The sequence below is a fragment of the Pseudomonas sp. HK3 genome (assembly GCF_052920985.1).
The window spans coordinates 315,197-336,058 of sequence record NZ_JBREXD010000003.1 but is presented as its reverse complement, the minus strand read 5'-3'; the positions used below and the strand labels follow the sequence as shown (position 1 = coordinate 336,058).

The window sequence follows — 20,862 nt, the reverse complement described above, 5'->3', positions numbered from 1 at the left end:
ATAAAAAAAGCCCGGTATTAACCGGGCTTTTTTTTGCCTGAAACGTAATTAAGCGTCTTCAGGTGCGCCTAATACTTTTTCAATGTTATCAGGCTGTGCTTCCTTGCTTGGGCTTAACATGTCGAGAGGGGTGATGTTGATTGCGTGAGTACCGTTGTCACTAGGCTTTGTATCGAATTCAACTGACTGACCCGCTTTGAGGGTCTTATATCCTTCAGTTTGAATTGAGGAATAGTGAGCAAACAGATCTTCGCCGCCAGTGTCGGATAAAATAAACCCATAACCCTTGGCATTGTTAAACCACTTTACTTTCCCTGTTTGCATGCGTTGTACTCCAAAACCAGACTTGTATTTATTATTTTTGGAACCATATAGTCGTAAGATGACAACCTGATATAAATTCCGGACGAAAGTTACATTGTGGCAATCTTTCTGTTTTGTCAAGGCTTTGGCGGGGAATTTATAGATAGAAATGCAATCAATATTTGAACACTTAAGGCTCAGCAGAATGTATGAAAGTAATCTAACCTTATCTATGGAAGATGACAGCAAAGATGAGGCTCATGGCATAGCTGTTGCACCAGTTAAACCTGAGCTGAAAAGACCGTCAATGTATCAGGTGATCATGCTAAATGATGACTACACACCGATGGATTTTGTAATTGAGGTTTTAACTTTGTACTTTTCAATGGATATAGAAAAGGCATCGCAGGTGATGCTCGCCGTACATACTCAAGGCAAAGCAGTATGTGGGGTTTTCACTAAAGATATTGCCGAAACGAAAGCTGCTCAAGTTGTGGCTTTTGCGAAAGAAAACCAGCATCCTTTAATTTGTGATGTTCAGCAGGTTAAATAAAGGGGAACCTTATGTTAAATCGCGATCTTGAAGCCACCCTAAATACTGCTTTTAAAGAGGCACGATCCAAGCACCACGAATTCATGACGGTGGAGCACTTATTATTATCACTTATTACCAATGACGCAGCCAAAGAGGTTCTGATTGCTTGTGGTGCAGAAATTGAGCGCCTAAGCAAAGATCTACAGGATTTTGTTGATTCTACTACACCGCTATTGAGCGATGCTGACTCTGATCGTGAAACTCAGCCTACACTCGGTTTTCAGCGTGTTTTACAGCGCGCAGTCTTTCATGTTCAAAGTTCGGGTAAATCAGAAGTAACTGGCGCAAACGTATTGGTTGCGATTTTTAGCGAGCAAGAAAGCCAGGCAGTTTACTTTTTGAAGCAGCAAAACATTGCTCGCATCGATGTTGTTAATTTTATCAGCCACGGTATCTCCAAGTTGAACGGTGAGCAAGAAGACACAGAGACCGAGAGTCTTGATGATGACTCGGCAGGCGAGGGGTCTTCAGCGGCGCTTGATAATTATGCCACCAATTTAAATAAACTAGCCAAAGAAGGCAAAATCGATCCGCTTATTGGGCGTGATGAGGAGCTTCTTCGCTGCATTCAAATTTTATCTCGCCGCCGCAAGAACAACCCATTATTGGTTGGTGAGTCGGGTGTTGGCAAAACCGCCATAGCGGAAGGCCTAGCAAAACGGATCGTTGATAATAAGATCCCTGAAGTTATGAAGGATGCCGTTGTATATAGTCTAGATATGGGCGCGTTGCTTGCTGGCACGAAATACCGCGGTGACTTCGAGAAGCGCTTCAAAGCATTGCTTGCTGAGCTTAAGCGTCAACCTAAGGCTGTATTGTTCATTGATGAAATACATACCATTATCGGCGCAGGAGCAGCATCGGGTGGCGTGATGGATGCGTCTAATTTACTTAAACCCTTATTGAGCGGCGGCCAATTACGCTGCATGGGGTCGACAACCTTTAATGAATTTCGTGGGATTTTTGAAAAAGACAGCGCACTTGCTCGTCGCTTTCAAAAAATTGATGTGGTTGAACCAAATGTTGAGGATACCTATAAGATCCTCAAGGGGCTTAAAACCCAATTTGAAGAGCATCATAACCTCAAGTACACAGACAAAGCCCTGAGAGCAGCCTCCGAGCTAGCAGACAGATATATTCGTGATCGCAATATGCCAGACAAGGCAATTGATGTGATCGACGAAGCGGGTGCAGGTCAGCAACTTTTGGCGCCAAGTAAGCGTAAGAAGGTCATTCAGGTATCTGATGTTGAAAAGGTTGTGGCTAAGATTGCGCGCATCCCATCAAGAACGGTGAATGTTGATGATAAAAAAGCCCTTCAAAATTTAGATAAAAACATGAAGATGATGGTGTTTGGTCAGGATGAGGCTATTTCGAGCCTAGCAAACTCCATTAAGCTTTCTCGGGCAGGGCTAAAAGCACCCGAAAAACCGATCGGTTCGTTTTTGTTTGCAGGGCCTACAGGTGTCGGAAAAACAGAAGTTACCAAGCAGCTTGCTCATGTTATGGGGATGGAGCTTGTACGCTTTGATATGTCTGAATACATGGAGGCTCATACGGTGTCTCGCTTGATTGGCGCGCCTCCGGGCTATGTTGGTTATGATCAGGGTGGCTTGTTGACTGAAGCGGTTAATAAGACGCCTCACTGCGTGCTACTGCTTGATGAAATAGAGAAAGCACACCCAGATGTCTTTAATCTGTTGCTCCAGGTTATGGATCACGGCACGTTAACGGACAATAATGGCCGTAAAGCTGATTTCCGCCACGTGGTGCTTATCATGACAACCAATGCTGGTGCTGAGGTCAGTAGTCGCCGCTCGATTGGTTTTAATGAGCAAAACCACACAACGGATGCCATGGAAATTATTCGTAAGCAATTCACGCCAGAGTTCCGTAATCGCTTAGACGCCATAATTCAGTTTGATTCGCTTGGAAAAGATGTGATCGGTCATGTGGTTGATAAATTCTTAACCGAATTGCAGTCTCAGTTGGACGATAAAAAAGTGGTGATTTATGCCTCTGATGATGCAAGAGCATGGTTGTCTGAACAGGGCTATGACCCTCAAATGGGTGCGCGCCCGATGGCTCGATTAATTCAAGATAAAGTTAAGAAGCCGTTGGCAGAAATGATTTTATTTGGCGAGCTATCAGAAAACGGGTGGCACGGTACGAATCGACCTAGAAGAAGATGATATCGTCTTATCTGTGATTCATGATGAGGTGGTTGAACTAGAGAGCTAGCTCTCTAGTTTTACTAAGTATAAAAAAAGCCCCGCAAGGGGCTTTTTTTATTAGCGAGCGCGGTACGTAATACGCCCTTTACTTAGGTCATAAGGTGTAAGTTCTACTTTAACCTTATCGCCTGTCAGAATACGGATGTAGTTTTTACGCATCTTGCCAGAAATGTGAGCCGTAACAACATGGCCATTTTCAAGCTTAACGCGGAACATTGTGTTTGGAAGGGTATCAATTACCTCGCCATCCATTTCAATGTGGTCTTCTCTAGACATTCATTCACCTGGGATACATTTAAAACGGAGCGCATTCTGCCTGAATTTCAGGCAGTTGGCTAGAGTTGTGGGGGCAAGGATTGCCAATTATCACCATTAAATATCTCAAGTGGCTGAAATTGTACCTTATAGTTCATTTTTTGGCTGTTTTTTACCCAATACCCAAGATAAACATAAGGCAAGCTCATTTCTTTTGCTATTTTACAAAGTAATAATACGGCCAAGGTTCCAGGGCTCGATTTTTCAAAGTCAGGGTCAAAATATGTATAAATTGCACTCAATCCATCATCTAATGCATCGGTTACGCAGCATGCAACAAGTGTTTCATCCAGCCTTATTTCTAAAAAGTAGCTGTATTTTTCTGTGGAGGTTAAGAAATTCCTGTACTGCTCAGAAGAAGGTGGATACATGTCGCCGTCACTGTGACGAGTCGATATGTATTTTTCATAAAGTTGGTAGTGCTCTTCGCTAAATGCGGCACTGACCAGAGAATAGCTCATATGATTATTGCGATTGAGTATTCGTTTAAATCGTTTGCTGGCTAAGTTTATTTCTTCTGAGCGTACACGGCACGAAAGGCAAGCATCACACTGTTTACAATGAGGCCTGTAAAAATGACCGCCTGAGCGGCGAAAGCCTATGCGTGTTAGCTGTGAATATTGGTGCCAGCTTGGTGGTGTTTCGTGATCAAGGAATACAGAGTTGGCTTTTTGTTCTGGTAAATAGCTGCATGCATGATCCTCACTAAGTGTGAGTAATTTAATTTGCTGACCTGTATTGGAATGTACTTCATCCAAAATTCCAATCCTCGTTTGGTGTTAGTGTGGTGGCTGTTTTTAGTACGTCTAAAAATGCTTTTCTTGGTATCTCTATTGCTCCAAGACTTTCCATGTGAGGGCTGTGGACTTGGCAATCAACTATTTGAAAACCCCAAGAATGGAGTGTCTTACATAAAGTCGCAAACGCTATTTTACTTGCATTGCTCTTTTTGGAGAACATAGACTCGCCAAAAAATGCTTGGCCTATTGCGATGCCGTATAATCCACCCACCAATTCTTCATTATGCCAACACTCTACAGAGTGGGCGTAACCTAACTTATGTAGCTGAGCATAACTTTTAATAATGTCGCTGTTAATCCAGGTACCATCTTGACTGGACCTCGGTGCAGCGCATTCCGTCATGACACGTTCAAAACAGACATCACTGGTTACGGAATAATCACTTTTCCTGAGTGCCTTTGCTAGGCTGCGCGATGGTTTAAAATCCTCTGGGAATATTACGCATCTTGGGTCCGGTGACCACCAAAGAATAGGGTCTTCTTCGTTATACCAAGGAAAAATACCAATACTGTAAGCATTCAGTAAACGTTCACAAGAAAGATCCCCACCTGCGGCAAGTAGGCCGTTAGGCTCATCAAAAGCAAGCTCATGATGAGGAAAAAGCCTCGGATCATCATTTAACCAGTGAATTGGTTCTGACATAGGAGAAAGCCTGCTAGATAATTTCAGCTGACACAGTACAATCAAGGTCAACAAATACAATATCCTAGGCTAGTGGCTAAGTGCTTCAAAATAAAGAAAAAGTTAATATCGATTGGCCCTCTCAATTAACAGCTGTCGTTAAAGAAGTTCGAGTTTTGCTGCTTATTTCTTTGGCTGCTTTTTTGCTGTTGTCATTATTGTCTTACAGCACGGTTGATCCTGGCTGGAGACAAGCGCAAAGTGACTTGGCTATCAGCAATTATGGTGGGCGCATCGGCGCGTTCATTGCGGACCTCCTGTTTTCCTTATTTGGTCATATGGCTTATTTATTGGCTGTGATTCCGATATTACGCGGGGCTCAACGATTTAGAGGGCGTGATATTAAATATGGCTGGGCTGGCTGGGCTTGGCGCTTTACCGGGGTGATGTTGGTTGTTGTTTCAGGTTCAGTATTAACACATTTATATGATGGCATGGTTGGATTGCCCGGCGGCAATGGCGGTGTAATTGGCCAAACGTTAGCTGGGCCACTGGCAACCTACTTGGGTTTGGCAGGCGCTACTATTATTTTGGCTGTGTTCTTTTTGTTTGGCTTAACCGTTTGCGGTGATATTGCGTGGCTGGCAACGCTCGACTTGATTGGCGAAAAAACACTCAGCCTATTAAAGTGGATTAAATTAAACCTTGGTCTTGTTCAATTATCCCGCGATAAACCCACTGCACCAAGCACTACCAAAACAGAGCCTATTATGAGGCCAGCTCAAACACAGCGCCCCGAAATTCCGGTGCTCACTGCTCAGCCTCAAACGCGCTCTGTTGAGTCAAAATCGCTGACTGCACAAGTTTTCAAAAAACCAATTCAAAAAATAGCTGAAAAAATTGAAAAGGTAGCCGAAGAAAAGAAAATCATTATTCAGCCTTTTGAAAAAAAATCACAAGCACCAAGCAGTGTACAAGGCAAATTATTAGAAAAATCAGAACTGCCTTCGCTTAGTTTATTGAGCCATCAAGATGGCCCGCAAGAAACCGGTTATAGCGCTGAAAAGTTAGAAGAAATGTCGCGCTTGCTTGAACAAAAGCTTCAAGATTTTGGCGTTAAAATAGAAGTGGTAGCTGTTAATCCTGGTCCGGTAATTACACGATTTGAAATTCAACCGGCTCCTGGTGTCAAAGCGTCTAAAATTACGAGTCTTGCCAGTGATTTAGCTCGCTCATTGGCCATGATTAGTGTGCGTGTTGTGGAAGTTATTCCGGGTAAGTCAGTTATGGGGTTAGAAGTGCCCAATGAAAACCGAGCAATGGTCTTTTTAGGTGATGTACTAGCATCTCATGAGTATCAGAAAATGAGCTCTCCTCTGTCTTTTGCTCTCGGGCATGATATTGCAGGTGACCCTGTTACCGCTGACCTTGCAAAAATGCCACACCTATTGGTTGCAGGTACAACTGGCTCGGGTAAATCGGTTGGGGTTAACAGCATGATTATTAGTATGCTCTATAAATCAGGCCCAGAAGACGTGCGCATGATCATGGTCGACCCCAAAATGTTAGAGCTGTCTATTTATGAAGGCATTCCACATTTGCTTACGCCCGTTATCACCGACATGAAAGAAGCGGCTAACGGTTTGCGCTGGTGCGTGGGCGAAATGGAGCGCCGCTATAAATTAATGGCGGCCATGGGCGTGCGAAACATCGCCGGTTACAACAAAAAAGTATTGGATGCTATTGCCGCAGGGGAGCCACTAAAAGATCCGCTATGGAAAGCAGAAGAAAGTTTTGAAGAATACGCGCCAGACCTAGGAAAATTACCTTACATCGTTGTGATCATAGATGAATTCGCAGACATGATGATGATTGTAGGCAAAAAAGTTGAAGAGCTTATTGCGCGTATTGCACAAAAAGCACGAGCCGCGGGTATTCATTTATTATTAGCCACACAGCGACCTTCGGTTGATATTATTACGGGCCTAATAAAAGCCAACGTACCAACGCGCATGGCGTTTCAAGTAAGCTCTCGTATTGATTCTAGAACTATTTTGGATCAGGGCGGTGCAGAACAATTACTAGGGCATGGTGATATGCTTTATTTACCACCAGGCACATCATTGCCGATCCGTGTGCATGGTGCATTTGTTGATGATCACGAAGTCCATGCTGTTGTGGCTGACTGGAAGAGTCGCGGGGCACCAGAATACATTGAGTCGATTACTGATGGCTCAGACAACAGTGTTGTGATTCCTGGGTTTAGCAATGAAAGCGATGACGGCGAAACCGATGCTCTATTTGATGAGGCCGTTGCATTTGTCACCCACACCCGCAAAGTTTCGATCTCTAGTGTTCAGCGTAAATTGCGTATTGGTTACAATCGTGCTGCTCGTCTAGTCGAAACAATGGAACAAGCAGGGGTAGTTTCTACTCCTAGTCAAAATGGTTCGCGAGAAGTGCTCGCGCCACCACCTGTTAGTTAATTCGGATGATTATGAAGTACTTAAATATTTTATTGCTGCTGGCTTCCATGACAGCCGCCGCGCAAAACCCAGAATATAAAAACCTAGCGGATAATCTTGATCGGCTTAATAATATTCAAGCTGATTTTGTTCAGCATACCTTTGATGGCAAAGACGCCTTATTGCAGACTCAGGCTGGGAGTCTTTCACTAAAGCATCCTAATAAATTCCGCTGGGCAAGTGCCGAGCCATACGCGCAGTTATTAGTAAGCAATGGTGAAACCCTATGGCAATACGACGAAGACTTAGAGCAAGTCACGGTTCAGCCTTTAAATAAAAAACTATCGGCTACGCCTGCACTATTGTTATCAGGCAATACTGACCAAATTGCCAATGAATACGACATTTATTCTGAGAAACTACAAGATGAAGAGCACTTTGTTTTGGTGCCAAAACAAGCCGATGTATTATTCGACCGCCTGCGTTTAGAGTTTAACGACAAAAAATTATTAAGCAGAATGGTCATCAAGGATGAAGTAGGGCAAAAAACCATCATCCGCTTTCAAAATATAACGCTTAACCGTCAGCTGAAAGACAGCGATTTTGTGTTTGACATACCAGCTGGGGTTGATGTTATTCGAAATGAGTAATATGCAAGATTCTTTATTCGATAAAACAGTATCAACCCAAGAGCCTCTGGCCTCGCGAATGCGGCCAAAAGATTTGGATGGCTATCTAGGGCAAGATCACTTATTAGGCGAAGACAAAGCCCTTAGGAAAGTCATACGCAGCGGTCAGCTGCACTCAATGATTTTTTGGGGCCCGCCGGGCGTGGGTAAAACCACATTGGCAAAACTGCTTGCTAATTATGCCGATGCAGAATTCTTAGCATTGTCCGCAGTAATGGATGGCGTAAAAGAAATTCGCGCCTGCATGGAAAAAGCAAAGCACATTCAACAGCAGGGCAAAGGCGCGCTGCTATTTGTTGATGAGGTTCATCGCTTTAATAAATCTCAGCAAGATGCATTTTTACCGTTTGTTGAAAATGGCACCGTCATTTTTATTGGCGCCACCACTGAAAACCCAAGTTTTGAATTAAACTCAGCACTTTTGTCTAGAGCTCGGGTTTATAAGTTACGTGGTCTGGGTATCGATACCATTGACGGCTTACTGCAAAAAACCCTTACAGCCGACCAACAGATTAATCTTTTAAATATTACTATGGCCCCTGATGCCTCTCGATTTTTAGCGAGCATTGCGGATGGCGATGCGAGAAGAGCGCTTAATTTACTTGAGATGGCGGTTGATCTTGCTCAGGCAGATGGTAATACCCATGTGAGCTTTGAGCTTGCCCAAGAAATTGCTCAGGAGTCTGTACGCCAGTTTGATAAAGGCGGCGATATTTTTTATGAGCAAATTTCGGCGCTTCACAAATCTGTTCGTGGTTCAAGCCCAGATGGTGCAATGTACTGGTATTGCCGAATGATAGATGGTGGCTGCGATCCTCTGTACATAGCTCGTAGGGTTGTGCGTATGGCATCGGAAGACATTGGAAATGCCGACCCAAGAGGGCTCGAAATAGCCATGAATGCATGGCTGACCTATGAAAGACTCGGCAGTCCTGAGGGTGAGTTGGCGATTGCGCAGGCGATTAACTACCTAGCTTGCGCGCCAAAAAGCAACGCGGTTTACGCGGCTTATAATCAGACTCGCGAACTGATCCGCAACTCACCTAGCTATGAGGTGCCAATGCATTTACGCAATGCTCCGACAGCGCTAATGAAAAAAGAAGATTACGGCAAAGAGTATCGTTATGCCCATGACGAACCCATGGCATATGCCGCCGGTGAGTGTTATTTACCAGAAGAGCTCAAAGAGCACTCTTTCTATCAGCCCACTGACCGAGGTCTAGAGGCCAAAATAGGGGCTAAGTTTGATTATTTCGCTCAGCTTGATCAACAAAGCACCAATAAAAGGTATGAATAGGTCATGCATTATCTTGTGATTGCCCTTGGCGGCGCACTAGGAGCAATGTCTCGGGCTTTTTTAAGCTCGTACTTCACTAAAATATTGGGTACTAGCTTCCCCTTTGCTACACTTGCGGTCAATTTTTTAGGCTCATTCTTAATGGGTGTTTGCGCTGTCATTATTCTTGATCACTTTAAAATGACAGGCTATTGGCGAGAATTAATTATGGTTGGCTTCCTTGGAGCCTTAACCACATTCTCGACGTTTTCTCTAGAAGGCTTAAATTTGTTGCACTCTGGCCAGTGGGCCGCTGCGATGACTTATTTTGTGGCGAGTGTTGTGGGCTGTGTGTTTGCCTGTTTTGTAGGCTTTTATTTAGCCAAATTGTTTGTTTAATCGGAAAAAAATATGCTTGATATTCGTAAGGTTCGTGAAAACCCAGAAGCGGTTGCTGAGGCACTGAAGAAAAAAGGGTTTGAATTTAATGTGTCTGAATTTATTGCGCTTGATGCAAAGCGTAAATCAGCTGACGTTTCCTCGCAAAATCTACAAGCTGAAAAGAAAAAAGCATCCAAACAAATTGGACAATTCATTGCTCAAGGTTTGAGTGTTGATGATGCAAAGGCAAAAATATCGGAAGTGCTTGCCGAAATAGACAGCAAGTTAAGTGCAGAAGTCGAGCAGGCTAAAAGCATTCAAGATGCGATTAATACCATTTTAATGGCCACTCCTAACTTGCCTGATGATTCTGGTGCCTTTTGGTAAAGACGAAGACGACAATGTCGAAATTCGTTTATGGGGTGAACCGCGTAAATTTGATTTCGAACCAAAAGATCATGTCGATGTAGGCCAAGATAATGGCGGCCTTAATTTTGAAGTGGCGGCTAAATTAACAGGTTCTCGCTTTGCTGTTATGCAGGGTCAAATTGCCCGCATGCACCGCGCTTTAATTCAATTGATGATCAATACGCATTCAGAAGAGCACGGGTATGTAGAAACATACGTGCCTTACATGGTGAACGCTGACAGCTTAAAAGGCACCGGGCAGCTGCCTAAGTTTGAAGAAGATTTATTTAAAATTCCATTCAATGACACTCATTATTATTTAATTCCAACGGCTGAAGTGCCTGTGACAAATTTAGTGCGCGATGAAATTATCGACGAAAAAGAGCTGCCGCTTAAGTTTACCGCTCATACCCCTTGTTTTAGAAGTGAGGCGGGCAGCTATGGTCGCGATACTCGCGGCATGATTCGTCAGCACCAGTTTGAAAAAGTTGAACTTGTGCAAATGGTGAAACCACAAGACAGCGCACAAGCACTAGAGTCATTAACTTCTCACGCAGAAGCGATTTTACAAAAACTAAACCTACCTTATCGCTTGGTTAAATTATGCGGTGGCGATCTTGGGTTTTCAGCCTGTATGACTTATGACCTAGAAGTGTGGTTGCCGGGCCAAGCAAAATATCGTGAGATTTCATCTTGTAGTAACATGGGTGATTATCAAGCCAGGCGCATGCAAGCCCGCTGGAGAAACCCTGAAACAGGTAAGCCTGAACTGCTGCACACATTAAATGGTTCAGGTCTTGCGGTTGGCAGAACATTGGTTGCCATTCTTGAAAACTATCAGCAAGAAGATGGTCGAATTCAAGTGCCAGAGGCATTAAAGCCTTATATGAATAACCTTGAATTCATAGGCTAAAAGATGGAATTTTTACCGCTTTTTTTTAGCTTAAAAGATCGACCTGTACTGATTGTCGGTGGTGGTGAAGTTGCACTGCGTAAAGCTTCGCTGCTTATTAAAGCTCATGCACGTGTTCAAGTAGTAAGTTTAAGCATAAAGCCTGAACTTGTAGAGCTGACAGCTAAAAACGGCGGTGACGTTTTCACGCGAACATTTGAAAAAGAAGATGCGCTTGGCAAAACGTTAATAGTGGCGGCAACCGATAATAAGGAAATAAATAAGCAGATTGCGAAAACAGCTGAGGCCATGAATATCCCTGTTAACGTGGTTGATCAGCCTGAGCTTTGCAGTTTTATTTTTCCTGCCATTGTCGATCGCAGCCCGATTATTGCAGCCGTTAGTTCCGGCGGCAGCTCTCCTGTGCTCGCCCGTATTTTACGGGCAAAATTAGAAACCGTATTACCTAGTGCATATGGGCGACTGGCCGTATTGGCAGAAAAATATCGGCTACAGGTCAAACAAACGTTTTCGCACGTTAATTTACGCCGTGGCTTTTGGGAGAAAATTCTGACCGGGCCAGTATCTGAGCTGGTTTTTGCAGGCAAAGAGCACGAAGCCGAAGACCTTCTTAATCAAGAATTAAACAATAAAATAGAAATCAAAAAAGAATTGGGCGAAGTCTATCTTGTCGGAGCTGGACCAGGTGACCCAGACTTATTAACATTTAAAGCGTTGCGATTAATGCAACAAGCGGATGTTGTGTTATTTGATCGCTTAGTAAGTAAGCCTATTCTTGAGCTTTGCCGAAGAGATGCTCAAATGATCAACGTGGGAAAGGCGCGTTCTGACCATCTCGTACCGCAAGACAGTATTAACCAGCTGCTTGTAGATTACGCCAAAAAAGGACATCGCGTTTTACGTTTAAAAGGCGGCGATCCATTTATCTTTGGCCGTGGTGGTGAGGAAATCCAAGAGCTGACTGAAAATGGCGTGCCGTTTCAAGTTGTCCCTGGTATTACGGCTGCGTCAGGTTGCTCATCTTATGCAGGAATACCACTTACGCATCGAGATTTTGCCCAGTCGGTTCGATTTGTTACCGGTCACCTGAAAAACAATACAACGGATCTACCTTGGGCAGAACTTGCCTATACCAATCAAACTATTGTTTTTTATATGGGCTTAATGGGGTTGCCTATTATTTGCAATAAGCTAATTGAGCATGGAATGTCAAAGGCCACGCCCATTGCGCTTATTCAAAAAGGCACTACGCCTGAACAAAAAGTAGTGATAGCAACTCTGGATACCATGGTAAAAACCATAGCAAATCAAGAGATTAGCGCGCCTACATTGATCATTGTAGGCGATGTGGTTTCCCTGCATGACAAGCTTAAGTGGTTCGATCCAAATTTATCATTTAGCGTTCGATAATCATTAGACCTTAGCTATTCTTTGTCTATGCTTATGATAAGCAAGGAAAAGCAGTGTAGCTGAGGTTTAAATGAATCCATTAAGTCGTGTCTCTATAAAAGCCAAAATATTGGTGATCCCCGCTATAGCCGTTTTAGGGTTTATTGCCAGCTTGGCCGTTAATTCGAGCATCAATAGCGACAACTCCTACCGCTTAGCAAAAATACAAGACCTCTATTTTCCTGTCGTTCAATCCAGTCGAGAAAACATTGTCAGAATTAACCGTACTGAAGAGCTGCTCAATACAGCGGTTAGTACGGGCGAAAACGATATGGTGATCTCTGCTAAAAAAACCTATTCCGAATTAATTAAAAAAATCGACGAGCAAAAAATGCTCTGGCCAGAGCAGAAGAAAAACCTAGAACAGCTTGAAGGAAATACTCGGGGCTATTTTGAAGTCGCCTTAAAACTATCCGAGGGCATGGTAAACGGCAACTTAGACACCAGCACAATCCCTCAGCTTGTTCAAACAATGAACGACAAACTCTCCACTACCAAAGATGAACTCAATAAGTTCAATGAAGCGGCCCTTAAAGCGTTTAACGATACCGTCGAAGCCTCAAATAAAGCCACTCAAGATGCACTTGTTGTGTCACTTGGTTTAAGTGTGGGTGCTATTTTAATCATCATCTTAATTAGTGCCAGCAGTGTCATATTAATCACTCGAAACCTTAATTTAATGCTGCAATCTCTAAAGGATATTGCCAGTGGCGAAGGTGATTTGACCAAGCGTATTGAGCAAACCAGCCAGGATGAAATTGGTGATCTTGTGTACTGGTTTAACTTATTTATGGAAAAGCTCCATAGAAGTATCAATGAAGTGGTTAATTCAATTACACCGCTGGCTAATGTTTCTAACGACCTTGGCGGAATGACGACAAAAACAAGCCAAATTACGGATCAGCAAAGCAGGGCTACCGATGAAGTAACTCGACTCGTTGATGAGATGTTTAGTAGTGTTCAGAATGTTGCACAAAATGCATCCAGTGCAGCCGCCGCAGCGAAAGAAGCGGACATTGAGGCGAAAGCAGGTCGCAGCGTGGTAACTCAGTCGGTAGAATCCATAAATGATCTAGCAAGCGAAGTTGAGCGGGCAGCAAAAGTCATCGCCAAGCTTGAAACGGATACCGAAAATGTTGGCACCATACTGGATGTGATTAAGGGTATCGCTGAGCAAACCAATCTACTAGCACTTAATGCAGCAATTGAAGCGGCTAGGGCTGGCGAGCAAGGCCGTGGGTTTGCGGTTGTAGCCGATGAAGTGCGTACACTGGCATCACGCACACAGGATTCAACACAAGAAATTCAACGAGTGATAGAAGAGCTGCAAACGGCCGCAAGAAGCGCCGCAGAAGTTATGTCCCATAGTCAAGATCAGGCCCGCAATAGTGTGGATCAAGCAGCCAAAACAGACAACTCCTTAGCCACTATTACAGAGAAGGTGGGTTCTATTACACGCATGAATACAGAAATTGCAGATGCTACTGGTGAGCAAGAAAAAGTCAGCAATAACATCAAAACCAATGTCGAAGGTATACGAGAAAATGCCGAAGCGGCCGTTAAAAACGTACAAGAGGTGGGTGCTGCCAGTGAGTCTCTGTTAGAAATATCAAATAATTTACGTAAAATCACCGCGCAGTTTAAAGTTTAATCAATTTATTGGGCGCACCAAACCACTGGACTCGCCCACACCTCTTTTTTGTACTCGTTTATTTCTTATTTCCCCTTTCTATCGAATTTTCTTTTTGAAAATGGCTCTCATTCAGCTTATTTTCAGGTATCCTATGGTTCAATTAAAAACCAGCTTAATTAAGGCATATTTACTATGGTTCACAAGGGTTTTCGTCAATTAAGAACCAGAGAAATTCAATCACTAGGCGTACTAGTGGAAGAATACGAGCACATTAAAACCGGTGCCATGCATTATCATCTTGCCGCAGAAAATGATGAAAATGTATTCTTGGTGGCATTGCGTACTATGCCAATGGATTCAACAGGAGTGGCACACATTCTTGAGCATACAGCATTGTGTGGCAGCAAAAACTACCCTGTGCGCGATCCGTTTTTCATGATGATTCGTCGCTCATTAAACACCTTTATGAACGCATTCACGTCAAGTGACTGGACAGCCTATCCATTTGCTTCAAAAAACAAAAAAGATTTCAACAATCTGCTGTCTGTTTATTTGGATGCCGTATTTTTTGCCAGCCTCGATGAACAAGACTTTGCACAGGAAGGACACCGTCTAGAGTTTGAAGACCCGTCTGATCCTAATACTGAATTGCAGTTTAAAGGCGTTGTCTATAACGAAATGAAAGGCGCCATGAGCAGTGTTACCAGTCAGCTTTGGCAGGCGGCAAGTAAATACTTATACCCTACAAACACCTATCACTTTAACAGTGGCGGCGACCCAGAAAGCATTATTGATTTAAGCTACCAAGATTTACAGTCCTTTTATAAAGAGCATTATCACCCTAGTAATGCCATCTTCATGACCTATGGTGATATTCCCGCATCAGAGCATCATGAGAAATTTGAAGACTATTTATCCCAATTCGAAAAGATCGATCATCGAATAGAAGTAGGCGATGAAAAGCGCTATTACGCACCCATAAGAGCGGAAGAACATTACGGTCATAACGAGACCGAGAACAAAACACACCATGTTATGGGGTGGTTGCTTGGTCACAGCGCCAATCTGGAAGAACAGCTTGAAGCACATTTCCTTTCTAGCTTGCTACTTGAGAACAGCAGCTCACCGTTACGACTTGCTTTAGAAACAACGGATCTTGCCAGTTCACCCAGCTCACTTTGTGGGCTTGAAGACTCCAATAAAGAAATGGCTTTTGTCTGTGGTGTAGAAGGCAGTACAGAAGAAAACCGCGATGATGTTGAAGCACTTATTCTTGAAACACTCGAAAAAATAGCCGAAGACGGTGTAAGTGAATTACAAATAGAATCTGTATTACACCAGCTAGAATTAAGTCAGCGCGAAGTCGGTGGTGATGGATACCCTTACGGGTTGCAAATTATTTTGTCGGCCATATCAGCGTGCACCCATTACAGTGATCCCGTTGAGCTTTTAGATTTAGATCCTGTATTAGATAAGTTACGTGAGAAAGCAAAAGCGCCAGAATTTGTTAAAAACTTAATTCATAAATACTTATTAGATAATACTCATAGAGTAACACTCACATTTAAGCCAGACGTCGAATTAGACGAGCGAAAAATACAAGCGGAAAAAAATAAGTTAGCTGAAATCAAAGCAGCATTATCTCAAGAACAAATAGCAGGAATTGTAAAACAAGGTGAAGCGTTAAAGGCTAGACAACTGCTAAAAGACGACGAGTCTATTTTGCCTAAAGTGGGTATTGAAGATGTGGCACAAAACCTCAGCGTGCCCGAATCAACAATCATTGAAAGCAATAATGAAACGGTCACGACGTACGAGCAAGGCACAAACGGTTTAACTTACCATCAAGCGGTTTTATCTCTACCGCAACTTTCAATGGATGAGCTTAGTCTTTTACCGCTGATGCTTGGCTATTTGACTGAGATTGGCATAGGTGAAGATGATTACCTGACAGTGCAACAAAAGCAATCGTTGTTAATTGGCGGTATTTCAGCGTTCTCAAGTATTCGTACAGAGCTACTTGATCCAAGCAAAACCCAAGCTTATTGGGTGCTTTCTGGTAAGGCGCTATCAAGAAACAATAATGAATTCATTCAGCTAATGAATGACACGCTTTATAACGCTAACTTTATGAATGAAAAACGCATTGCAGATTTGTTATCTCAATCGTTAAGTCGCAAAGAGCAATCCATTAGTGGAAATGGCCACGGCCTAGCAATGAATATTGCTGCTTCTGGTATTTCACAAATAGCACACCTTTCTTATAAAACCAGCGGTTTACCGGCACTGTTAAATCTTAGAGCGCTAAGCAAAGAGAAAGATGCAACTAAACTAGTCAGCCAATTTACTGAACTTCATAAGAAAATTATAAAAACGAAACCACAGCATTTGTTAATTAGTGACGCGTCAAATTTAGATGGTGCAAAAACAGCGCTAACCACTCATTGGCATTCAAAATCAAATGAAGTAAATAACGACTTATTTGAAATCGAATTTAAAGCACATCAAGTTAAAGAGGCATGGGTCGCACCAACGCAAACAAATTTCTGTGCCAAAGCTTACCCTACGGTATGCGCAGATCATGAAGACTCGCCCGCACTGTCTGTGCTGAGTGTTTTCTTGCGTAATGGCTTTTTGCATACTGCAATACGTGAGCAGGGTGGTGCTTATGGTGGCGGTGCAAGCCAAGATAGCTCAACCGGTATTTTTAAATTTTACAGTTATCGTGACCCAAGAATTACGGGGACGTTTGAAGATTTTGACCGCTCGATCGACTGGTTTAAAAACACAGAGCATGATGCAGAAGCGTTAGAACAATCAATTTTAGGCATTGTATCAAGCATAGATAAACCTGGCTCGCCAGCGGGTGAGGCGAAACAAGCGTTCCATAATAATCTCCAGGGGCGCAATGAGCATTGGCGCAATGCATACCGTCAAAGAATATTAAAGGTGACAATGGCTGATCTGCAAAGAGTTGCAGGCACATATTTTAATCCTGAGATGGCCAGCATAGGCGCTGTAATTTCTGCGCAACATAAACAAGAAGCCCAAGACTTGGGCATGAATCTATTCGAAATATAATAGGTAAGATAATGAAGAATATACCTTTAGTACTAGGGGTCGCTGTTGCGACCCTATTTACCGGTTCAATAGCGTTTGCTGCTAATGAGCTGGACCAATCTGTTAGCAATGCAGAGCGCAACCAAAAAGCAGGTAGTGCATCTCAAGTGAAAATCGATGCGCTGTATGAGAGCAAGCGTATTGCGCTGCAAGATATGCGTGTAACCCAAGCGGAGATTGATCAATTAAACGTTTACAATCGACAGTTGCGTGCAATTATCAATAATCAAGACACGCAAATTGAATCGCTTAAAAAACAAATTAATGACATAGAAAGTACGCAGCAAGGCATTATGCCTCTAATGGAGCGCATGCTTAACGGCTTAGAATCATTTGTATCTTTAGATATTCCATTTTTACTTGAAGAGCGCGAGCAGCGTATTGCTACATTACGTACATTATTGTTAGCGTCCGATGTTACCGTGAGTGAAAAATTCAGACGCGTGCTAGAAGCCTATCAAATTGAAATTGAATATGGTCGCACAATTGAAGCCTACCGTGGAGAAGCTGGCGACAGCGAAACCGTTGACTTCTTACGTATTGGCCGCAGCGCGTTGATGACAGTGTCATTAGACGGCAGTCATGCGAAAGCTTGGAATAACAAAACCAAATCATGGTCCGACTTAGGGGGTGATTATACTCGCGCCATCTCTAAAGGTGTCAGCATTGCGCGCAAACAGGCCGCACCGACTTTGCTTGGCCTACCCATTCAGTCTTTGGGAGAAAATATATAATGAAAAATTTCCTATTTGCCTCCGTACTGCTTGCCATGTCGGCATTGTGTTTTGCCGAAACAACCGAAACAACCGAAACAACCGAAGATACGACACCGGTTACACCTGAAAACATTAAAAGCTTGCAGCAGTTGCTTCAACAAGTAAAACAAGACGGTTTAAAAGAACGCTCTATCAACAAAGAGCGTGAGCGTGTGTTTTTGCAAGATGCAACCAAACAGAAGCAGGCACTTACTAAGAGCAAGTCTGAGCTAAAACAAGTGACACAAGAAACGGATCGCTTGAAGAATGCATTTGATAAAAACGAAGACAGCCTTGCAAGCTTAGAAGAAGAATTGCGCAAGCGTATGGGCAACCTTGGTGAAATGTTTGGTGTTGTACGCCAAGTATCACAAGATGTAGCGTCGATTAGAGAGAATTCATTATTGGCCAATGAATTGGGCGCTCGTTCCGAATTGCTTGATCAACTATCAGAAAGTAAAGCGCTTCCTAGCATTCCAGAACTTGAAAAGCTTTGGTATGAAATGCAGTTGCATATGACCAAGCAAGGTGAAAGCAAGCAATATACCTCTACGTATCTAAATGCCAAGGGGCAAAAAGTAGAAGCCCCTGTTGCTCATATAGGCCCTTTTGTTGCATTTAATGAAACAGGCTTTTTGAATTATGATACTCAGACTCGCCTATTTATTGAGCTTGGTAAGCAACCAAGTGAAGCAAGCTTAATCGGTTCATTCCTATCGTCTTCTGATGCGTTTTCAGAGATGGTCATTGACCCTACAAGAGGCACGCTATTAAGTATAGGCAGCCAAAGCCCAAGCATTATTGATCGTATTCAGCAAGGCGGATTGATCGGCTACATTATTTTATTCCTCGCTTTATGTGGCTTTATTTATGCTCTGTTTTTACTGGCACAACGATTAAGCATGCAGGCAAAAATGAATGCGCAGCTTTCAAATCCAGGTGTGGTTGATTCAGGTAATCCGCTTGGCCGTGTGCTTGCTGTTTATAAAAACGAGCAAACATCGCAAGATTTAGAAACTCTTGAAATGAAACTAGATGAAGCCGTTTTAAAAGAATTACCTCAGCTAGAAAAAGGCTTATCAATTGTTAAGTTACTTGCGGCTGTAGCACCTTTGCTTGGCTTACTTGGTACTGTTACCGGCATGATTGCGACTTTCCAATCCATTACATTATTTGGTACGGGTGATCCTAAGTTAATGGCTGGCGGTATTTCACAAGCGCTCATTACAACAGTGCTGGGCTTGGTGGCGGCGATTCCCTTATTGTTTATGCACAATATTTTAAACGGTCGCAGTAAAGAGATGATTCAAGTACTTGATCAGCAAGCAGCCGGTATTATTGCTGAACAGGCACAGAAGAGAGCCTAATTATGTTTGCAGATGTATCTGGGTTTTTAGCAAGTGGTGGTCCGGTTCTTTATGGAATTTTAGCTATCTCTATCGTGTTATGGATATTAATTCTTGACCGGTATTGGTTCTTCTCTAAAGAATCAAAAAACCTTTGCGCGCAACATCAGGATATTTGGCAGGGGCTGGCTTCCCATGACGACTGGAATGCTTTGAAAATTAGAAGCTTGCTTATCTCCAAAGTCGCCATTGAATTTGAACGCTATCGCTCGACCATTACATTACTTGTACTTATTTGCCCGCTAATGGGCTTGCTAGGTACTGTGACGGGCATGATCAGTGTGTTTGATGTTATGGCTGTAACCGGAACTGGTAATGCACGAGCAATGGCATCGGGCATATCTATGGCGACGGTACCGACCATGGCCGGAATGGTTGTTTCGTTAATTGGATTATATTTTAAAACTCGATTCGATGGCATGGCTAAAAAGCAGCTCGATATCTTTAAAGATAGATTGCTTAAGTAACAGGGTTATTTTATGAGAAAGCAACACGCAAGTTTAGAGTCAGAAGAATCAGCAATCGATATGACACCCATGCTCGATATTGTTTTTATCATGCTGATATTTTTTATTGTCACCACATCGTTTGTAAAAGAAAGTGGTGTGACAATTAGTCGGCCGTCGGCACAAACGGCCGCTGAAGATAAAAAAGGCAATATCATGGTGGCGATCAAACCAAGCGGTGAAATTTGGATTGATAAGCGCGCCGTTGATGTTCGCTCGGTTCGCGCCAATATTGAAAAACTAAAAGCAGAAAGCCCAGAAAGCGGCGTGGTCATTCAAGCGGATACAGATGCTAGAACGGGTATTTTGGTTCAGGTAATGGACCAGATACGTTTGGCTGGCGTGACTAACATCTCCATTGCAGCCGACCCGGGTGTGTGATGCGATTACTTTATATAACCCCAATTGGCCTAGCACTGGCATTCACTGTTTTTTGGTTGATGCAGTGGATGATTGCCCCACAAGGTAATCAGGTGAGTCGTGAAGATAATGTCGCAATGGTCGACTTTATTCGCAGCTTAAAAGACAGCGAGAGTGATAAAAAAGTACGCAATGCAAAAGAGCCACCTAAACCTAAAACACCCCCCATGCTGGACTCACCCAAGATTCAGCAAGCGAATGTAAAGCAGATGGATTTGAATATGCCTGACATTTCATCTTCACTTTCAAGCTTTAAAGGGCAGGGCATGGGAACCATGTTATCGGGATATGGATTTGGCGATAGCGATGTTATCCCGCTTGTGCAGGTTGAACCTAAGTACCCATCGCAAGCATTATCTCGAAAAATAGAAGGTTATGTTGTTGTGCGCTTGCAGGTTACAAAAGAAGGCACTGTAAGTGATGTAGAAGTCATTGATGCAAAGCCTAAGGGTATATTTGAACGTGAAGCCATCCGAGCAGCATGGCGCTATAAATTCAAACCTAAGCTGGTTAATGGCAAGCCTGTTGAGCAAGTCGCCACATTGCCATTCGAATTTAATTTAGAGAAATAA

General features: G+C 43.1%; 18 protein-coding genes and 2 pseudogenes. 16 read left to right on the top strand and 4 right to left on the bottom strand.

Features of this window, described 5'->3' with window-relative positions; genetic code table 11:
• Positions 1-48: 48 nt before the first annotated feature.
• Positions 49-324, bottom strand: a complete 276-nt coding sequence (locus ACU6U9_RS16865; RefSeq protein WP_446736174.1) for a cold-shock protein — start codon at positions 322-324, stop codon at positions 49-51.
• Between the two features lie 184 nt (positions 325-508).
• Here ACU6U9_RS16865 and clpS point away from each other — a divergent pair, with 184 nt between their 5' ends.
• Both clpS and clpA read left to right on the top strand, forming a co-directional pair.
• Positions 509-856: an ATP-dependent Clp protease adapter ClpS gene (clpS, locus tag ACU6U9_RS16860; protein ID WP_446736173.1), complete on the top strand. Its 348-nt coding sequence runs from the start codon at positions 509-511 to the stop codon at positions 854-856.
• 11 nt (positions 857-867) lie between these two features.
• Entirely contained in the window at positions 868-3,090 is a 2,223-nt protein-coding gene (clpA, locus tag ACU6U9_RS16855; protein WP_446736172.1) for an ATP-dependent Clp protease ATP-binding subunit ClpA, read from the top strand.
• Positions 3,091-3,189: 99 nt separating this feature from the next.
• On the opposite strand, the gene infA is transcribed toward clpA, so the two are convergent.
• The 3 genes from infA to aat are packed head-to-tail and all read right to left on the bottom strand — an operon-like array spanning position 3,190 to position 4,890.
• On the bottom strand, positions 3,190-3,408 hold the full coding sequence (infA, locus tag ACU6U9_RS16850) for a translation initiation factor IF-1 (RefSeq protein ID WP_007017783.1): 219 nt from the start codon (positions 3,406-3,408) through the stop codon (positions 3,190-3,192).
• Positions 3,409-3,467: 59 nt separating this feature from the next.
• Entirely contained in the window at positions 3,468-4,205 is a 738-nt protein-coding gene (locus ACU6U9_RS16845) for an arginyltransferase (protein ID WP_446736171.1), read from the bottom strand.
• Complete coding sequence (aat, locus tag ACU6U9_RS16840) at positions 4,198-4,890, bottom strand: leucyl/phenylalanyl-tRNA--protein transferase (RefSeq protein ID WP_446736170.1); 693 nt, start codon at positions 4,888-4,890, stop codon at positions 4,198-4,200. Before aat ends, ACU6U9_RS16845 begins: the two co-directional genes overlap by 8 nt.
• An 80-nt stretch (positions 4,891-4,970) precedes the next feature.
• On the opposite strand from aat, the gene ACU6U9_RS16835 reads away from it, so the two are divergent.
• From ACU6U9_RS16835 to ACU6U9_RS16770, 14 genes and pseudogenes are all read left to right on the top strand, one after another.
• A complete protein-coding gene (locus tag ACU6U9_RS16835) occupies positions 4,971-7,355 on the top strand; it encodes a DNA translocase FtsK (protein ID WP_446736169.1) in 2,385 nt (794 codons plus the stop codon).
• An 11-nt stretch (positions 7,356-7,366) separates the two neighbouring features.
• On the top strand, positions 7,367-7,984 hold the full coding sequence (gene lolA, locus ACU6U9_RS16830) for an outer membrane lipoprotein chaperone LolA (RefSeq protein ID WP_446736168.1): 618 nt from the start codon (positions 7,367-7,369) through the stop codon (positions 7,982-7,984).
• A gap of 1 nt (position 7,985) precedes the next feature.
• Positions 7,986-9,320 (top strand): replication-associated recombination protein A, encoded by a 1,335-nt coding sequence (locus tag ACU6U9_RS16825; protein ID WP_446736167.1) that lies wholly within the window; start codon positions 7,986-7,988, stop codon positions 9,318-9,320.
• Between the two features lie 3 nt (positions 9,321-9,323).
• Positions 9,324-9,698, top strand: a complete 375-nt coding sequence (gene crcB, locus ACU6U9_RS16820; protein WP_446736166.1) for a fluoride efflux transporter CrcB — start codon at positions 9,324-9,326, stop codon at positions 9,696-9,698.
• Positions 9,699-9,710: 12 nt separating this feature from the next.
• A pseudogene (gene serS / locus ACU6U9_RS16815) lies at positions 9,711-11,001 on the top strand (serine--tRNA ligase).
• A gap of 3 nt (positions 11,002-11,004) precedes the next feature.
• On the top strand, positions 11,005-12,411 hold the full coding sequence (cysG, locus tag ACU6U9_RS16810) for a siroheme synthase CysG (protein ID WP_446736165.1): 1,407 nt from the start codon (positions 11,005-11,007) through the stop codon (positions 12,409-12,411).
• Between the two features lie 70 nt (positions 12,412-12,481).
• Positions 12,482-13,243 (top strand): annotated as a pseudogene (locus ACU6U9_RS16805) (HAMP domain-containing protein); the annotation flags it as partial.
• Complete coding sequence (locus ACU6U9_RS16800; protein ID WP_446737189.1) at positions 13,241-14,101, top strand: methyl-accepting chemotaxis protein; 861 nt, start codon at positions 13,241-13,243, stop codon at positions 14,099-14,101. The pseudogene ACU6U9_RS16805 and the gene ACU6U9_RS16800, both read left to right, overlap by 3 nt.
• A gap of 174 nt (positions 14,102-14,275) precedes the next feature.
• On the top strand, positions 14,276-17,164 hold the full coding sequence (locus tag ACU6U9_RS16795; RefSeq protein WP_446736164.1) for an insulinase family protein: 2,889 nt from the start codon (positions 14,276-14,278) through the stop codon (positions 17,162-17,164).
• Positions 17,165-17,175: 11 nt separating this feature from the next.
• Positions 17,176-17,937, top strand: a complete 762-nt coding sequence (locus tag ACU6U9_RS16790; RefSeq protein WP_446736163.1) for a DUF3450 domain-containing protein — start codon at positions 17,176-17,178, stop codon at positions 17,935-17,937.
• Positions 17,937-19,325 (top strand): MotA/TolQ/ExbB proton channel family protein, encoded by a 1,389-nt coding sequence (locus tag ACU6U9_RS16785; RefSeq protein WP_446736162.1) that lies wholly within the window; start codon positions 17,937-17,939, stop codon positions 19,323-19,325. Before ACU6U9_RS16790 ends, ACU6U9_RS16785 begins: the two co-directional genes overlap by 1 nt.
• Positions 19,326-19,327: 2 nt before the next feature.
• On the top strand, positions 19,328-19,831 hold the full coding sequence (locus ACU6U9_RS16780) for a MotA/TolQ/ExbB proton channel family protein (RefSeq protein WP_446736161.1): 504 nt from the start codon (positions 19,328-19,330) through the stop codon (positions 19,829-19,831).
• Between the two features lie 12 nt (positions 19,832-19,843).
• The gene (locus ACU6U9_RS16775; protein WP_446736160.1) at positions 19,844-20,251 is read left to right on the top strand and encodes an ExbD/TolR family protein; all 408 of its coding nucleotides are present in this window, start codon (positions 19,844-19,846) and stop codon (positions 20,249-20,251) included.
• A complete protein-coding gene (locus tag ACU6U9_RS16770) occupies positions 20,251-20,862 on the top strand; it encodes an energy transducer TonB (protein WP_446736159.1) in 612 nt (203 codons plus the stop codon). The genes ACU6U9_RS16775 and ACU6U9_RS16770 overlap by 1 nt, the downstream gene beginning before the upstream one ends.

What these genes read in the sequence shown, in the direction of transcription:
- ACU6U9_RS16865 (WP_446736174.1), bottom strand. Translation starts at nt 324, where the DNA reads ATGCAAACAGGGAAAGTAAAGTGGTTTAACAATGCCAAGGGTTATGGG.
- cysG (WP_446736165.1), top strand. Translation starts at nt 11,005, where the DNA reads ATGGAATTTTTACCGCTTTTTTTTAGCTTAAAAGATCGACCTGTACTG.
- ACU6U9_RS16800 (WP_446737189.1), top strand. Translation starts at nt 13,241, where the DNA reads ATGGAAAAGCTCCATAGAAGTATCAATGAAGTGGTTAATTCAATTACA.
- clpA (WP_446736172.1), top strand. Translation starts at nt 868, where the DNA reads ATGTTAAATCGCGATCTTGAAGCCACCCTAAATACTGCTTTTAAAGAG.
- ACU6U9_RS16785 (WP_446736162.1), top strand. Translation starts at nt 17,937, where the DNA reads ATGAAAAATTTCCTATTTGCCTCCGTACTGCTTGCCATGTCGGCATTG.
- ACU6U9_RS16825 (WP_446736167.1), top strand. Translation starts at nt 7,986, where the DNA reads ATGCAAGATTCTTTATTCGATAAAACAGTATCAACCCAAGAGCCTCTG.
- infA (WP_007017783.1), bottom strand. Translation starts at nt 3,408, where the DNA reads ATGTCTAGAGAAGACCACATTGAAATGGATGGCGAGGTAATTGATACC.
- aat (WP_446736170.1), bottom strand. Translation starts at nt 4,890, where the DNA reads ATGTCAGAACCAATTCACTGGTTAAATGATGATCCGAGGCTTTTTCCT.
- lolA (WP_446736168.1), top strand. Translation starts at nt 7,367, where the DNA reads ATGAAGTACTTAAATATTTTATTGCTGCTGGCTTCCATGACAGCCGCC.
- crcB (WP_446736166.1), top strand. Translation starts at nt 9,324, where the DNA reads ATGCATTATCTTGTGATTGCCCTTGGCGGCGCACTAGGAGCAATGTCT.
- ACU6U9_RS16790 (WP_446736163.1), top strand. Translation starts at nt 17,176, where the DNA reads ATGAAGAATATACCTTTAGTACTAGGGGTCGCTGTTGCGACCCTATTT.
- ACU6U9_RS16795 (WP_446736164.1), top strand. Translation starts at nt 14,276, where the DNA reads ATGGTTCACAAGGGTTTTCGTCAATTAAGAACCAGAGAAATTCAATCA.
- ACU6U9_RS16775 (WP_446736160.1), top strand. Translation starts at nt 19,844, where the DNA reads ATGAGAAAGCAACACGCAAGTTTAGAGTCAGAAGAATCAGCAATCGAT.
- clpS (WP_446736173.1), top strand. Translation starts at nt 509, where the DNA reads ATGTATGAAAGTAATCTAACCTTATCTATGGAAGATGACAGCAAAGAT.
- ACU6U9_RS16780 (WP_446736161.1), top strand. Translation starts at nt 19,328, where the DNA reads ATGTTTGCAGATGTATCTGGGTTTTTAGCAAGTGGTGGTCCGGTTCTT.
- ACU6U9_RS16770 (WP_446736159.1), top strand. Translation starts at nt 20,251, where the DNA reads ATGCGATTACTTTATATAACCCCAATTGGCCTAGCACTGGCATTCACT.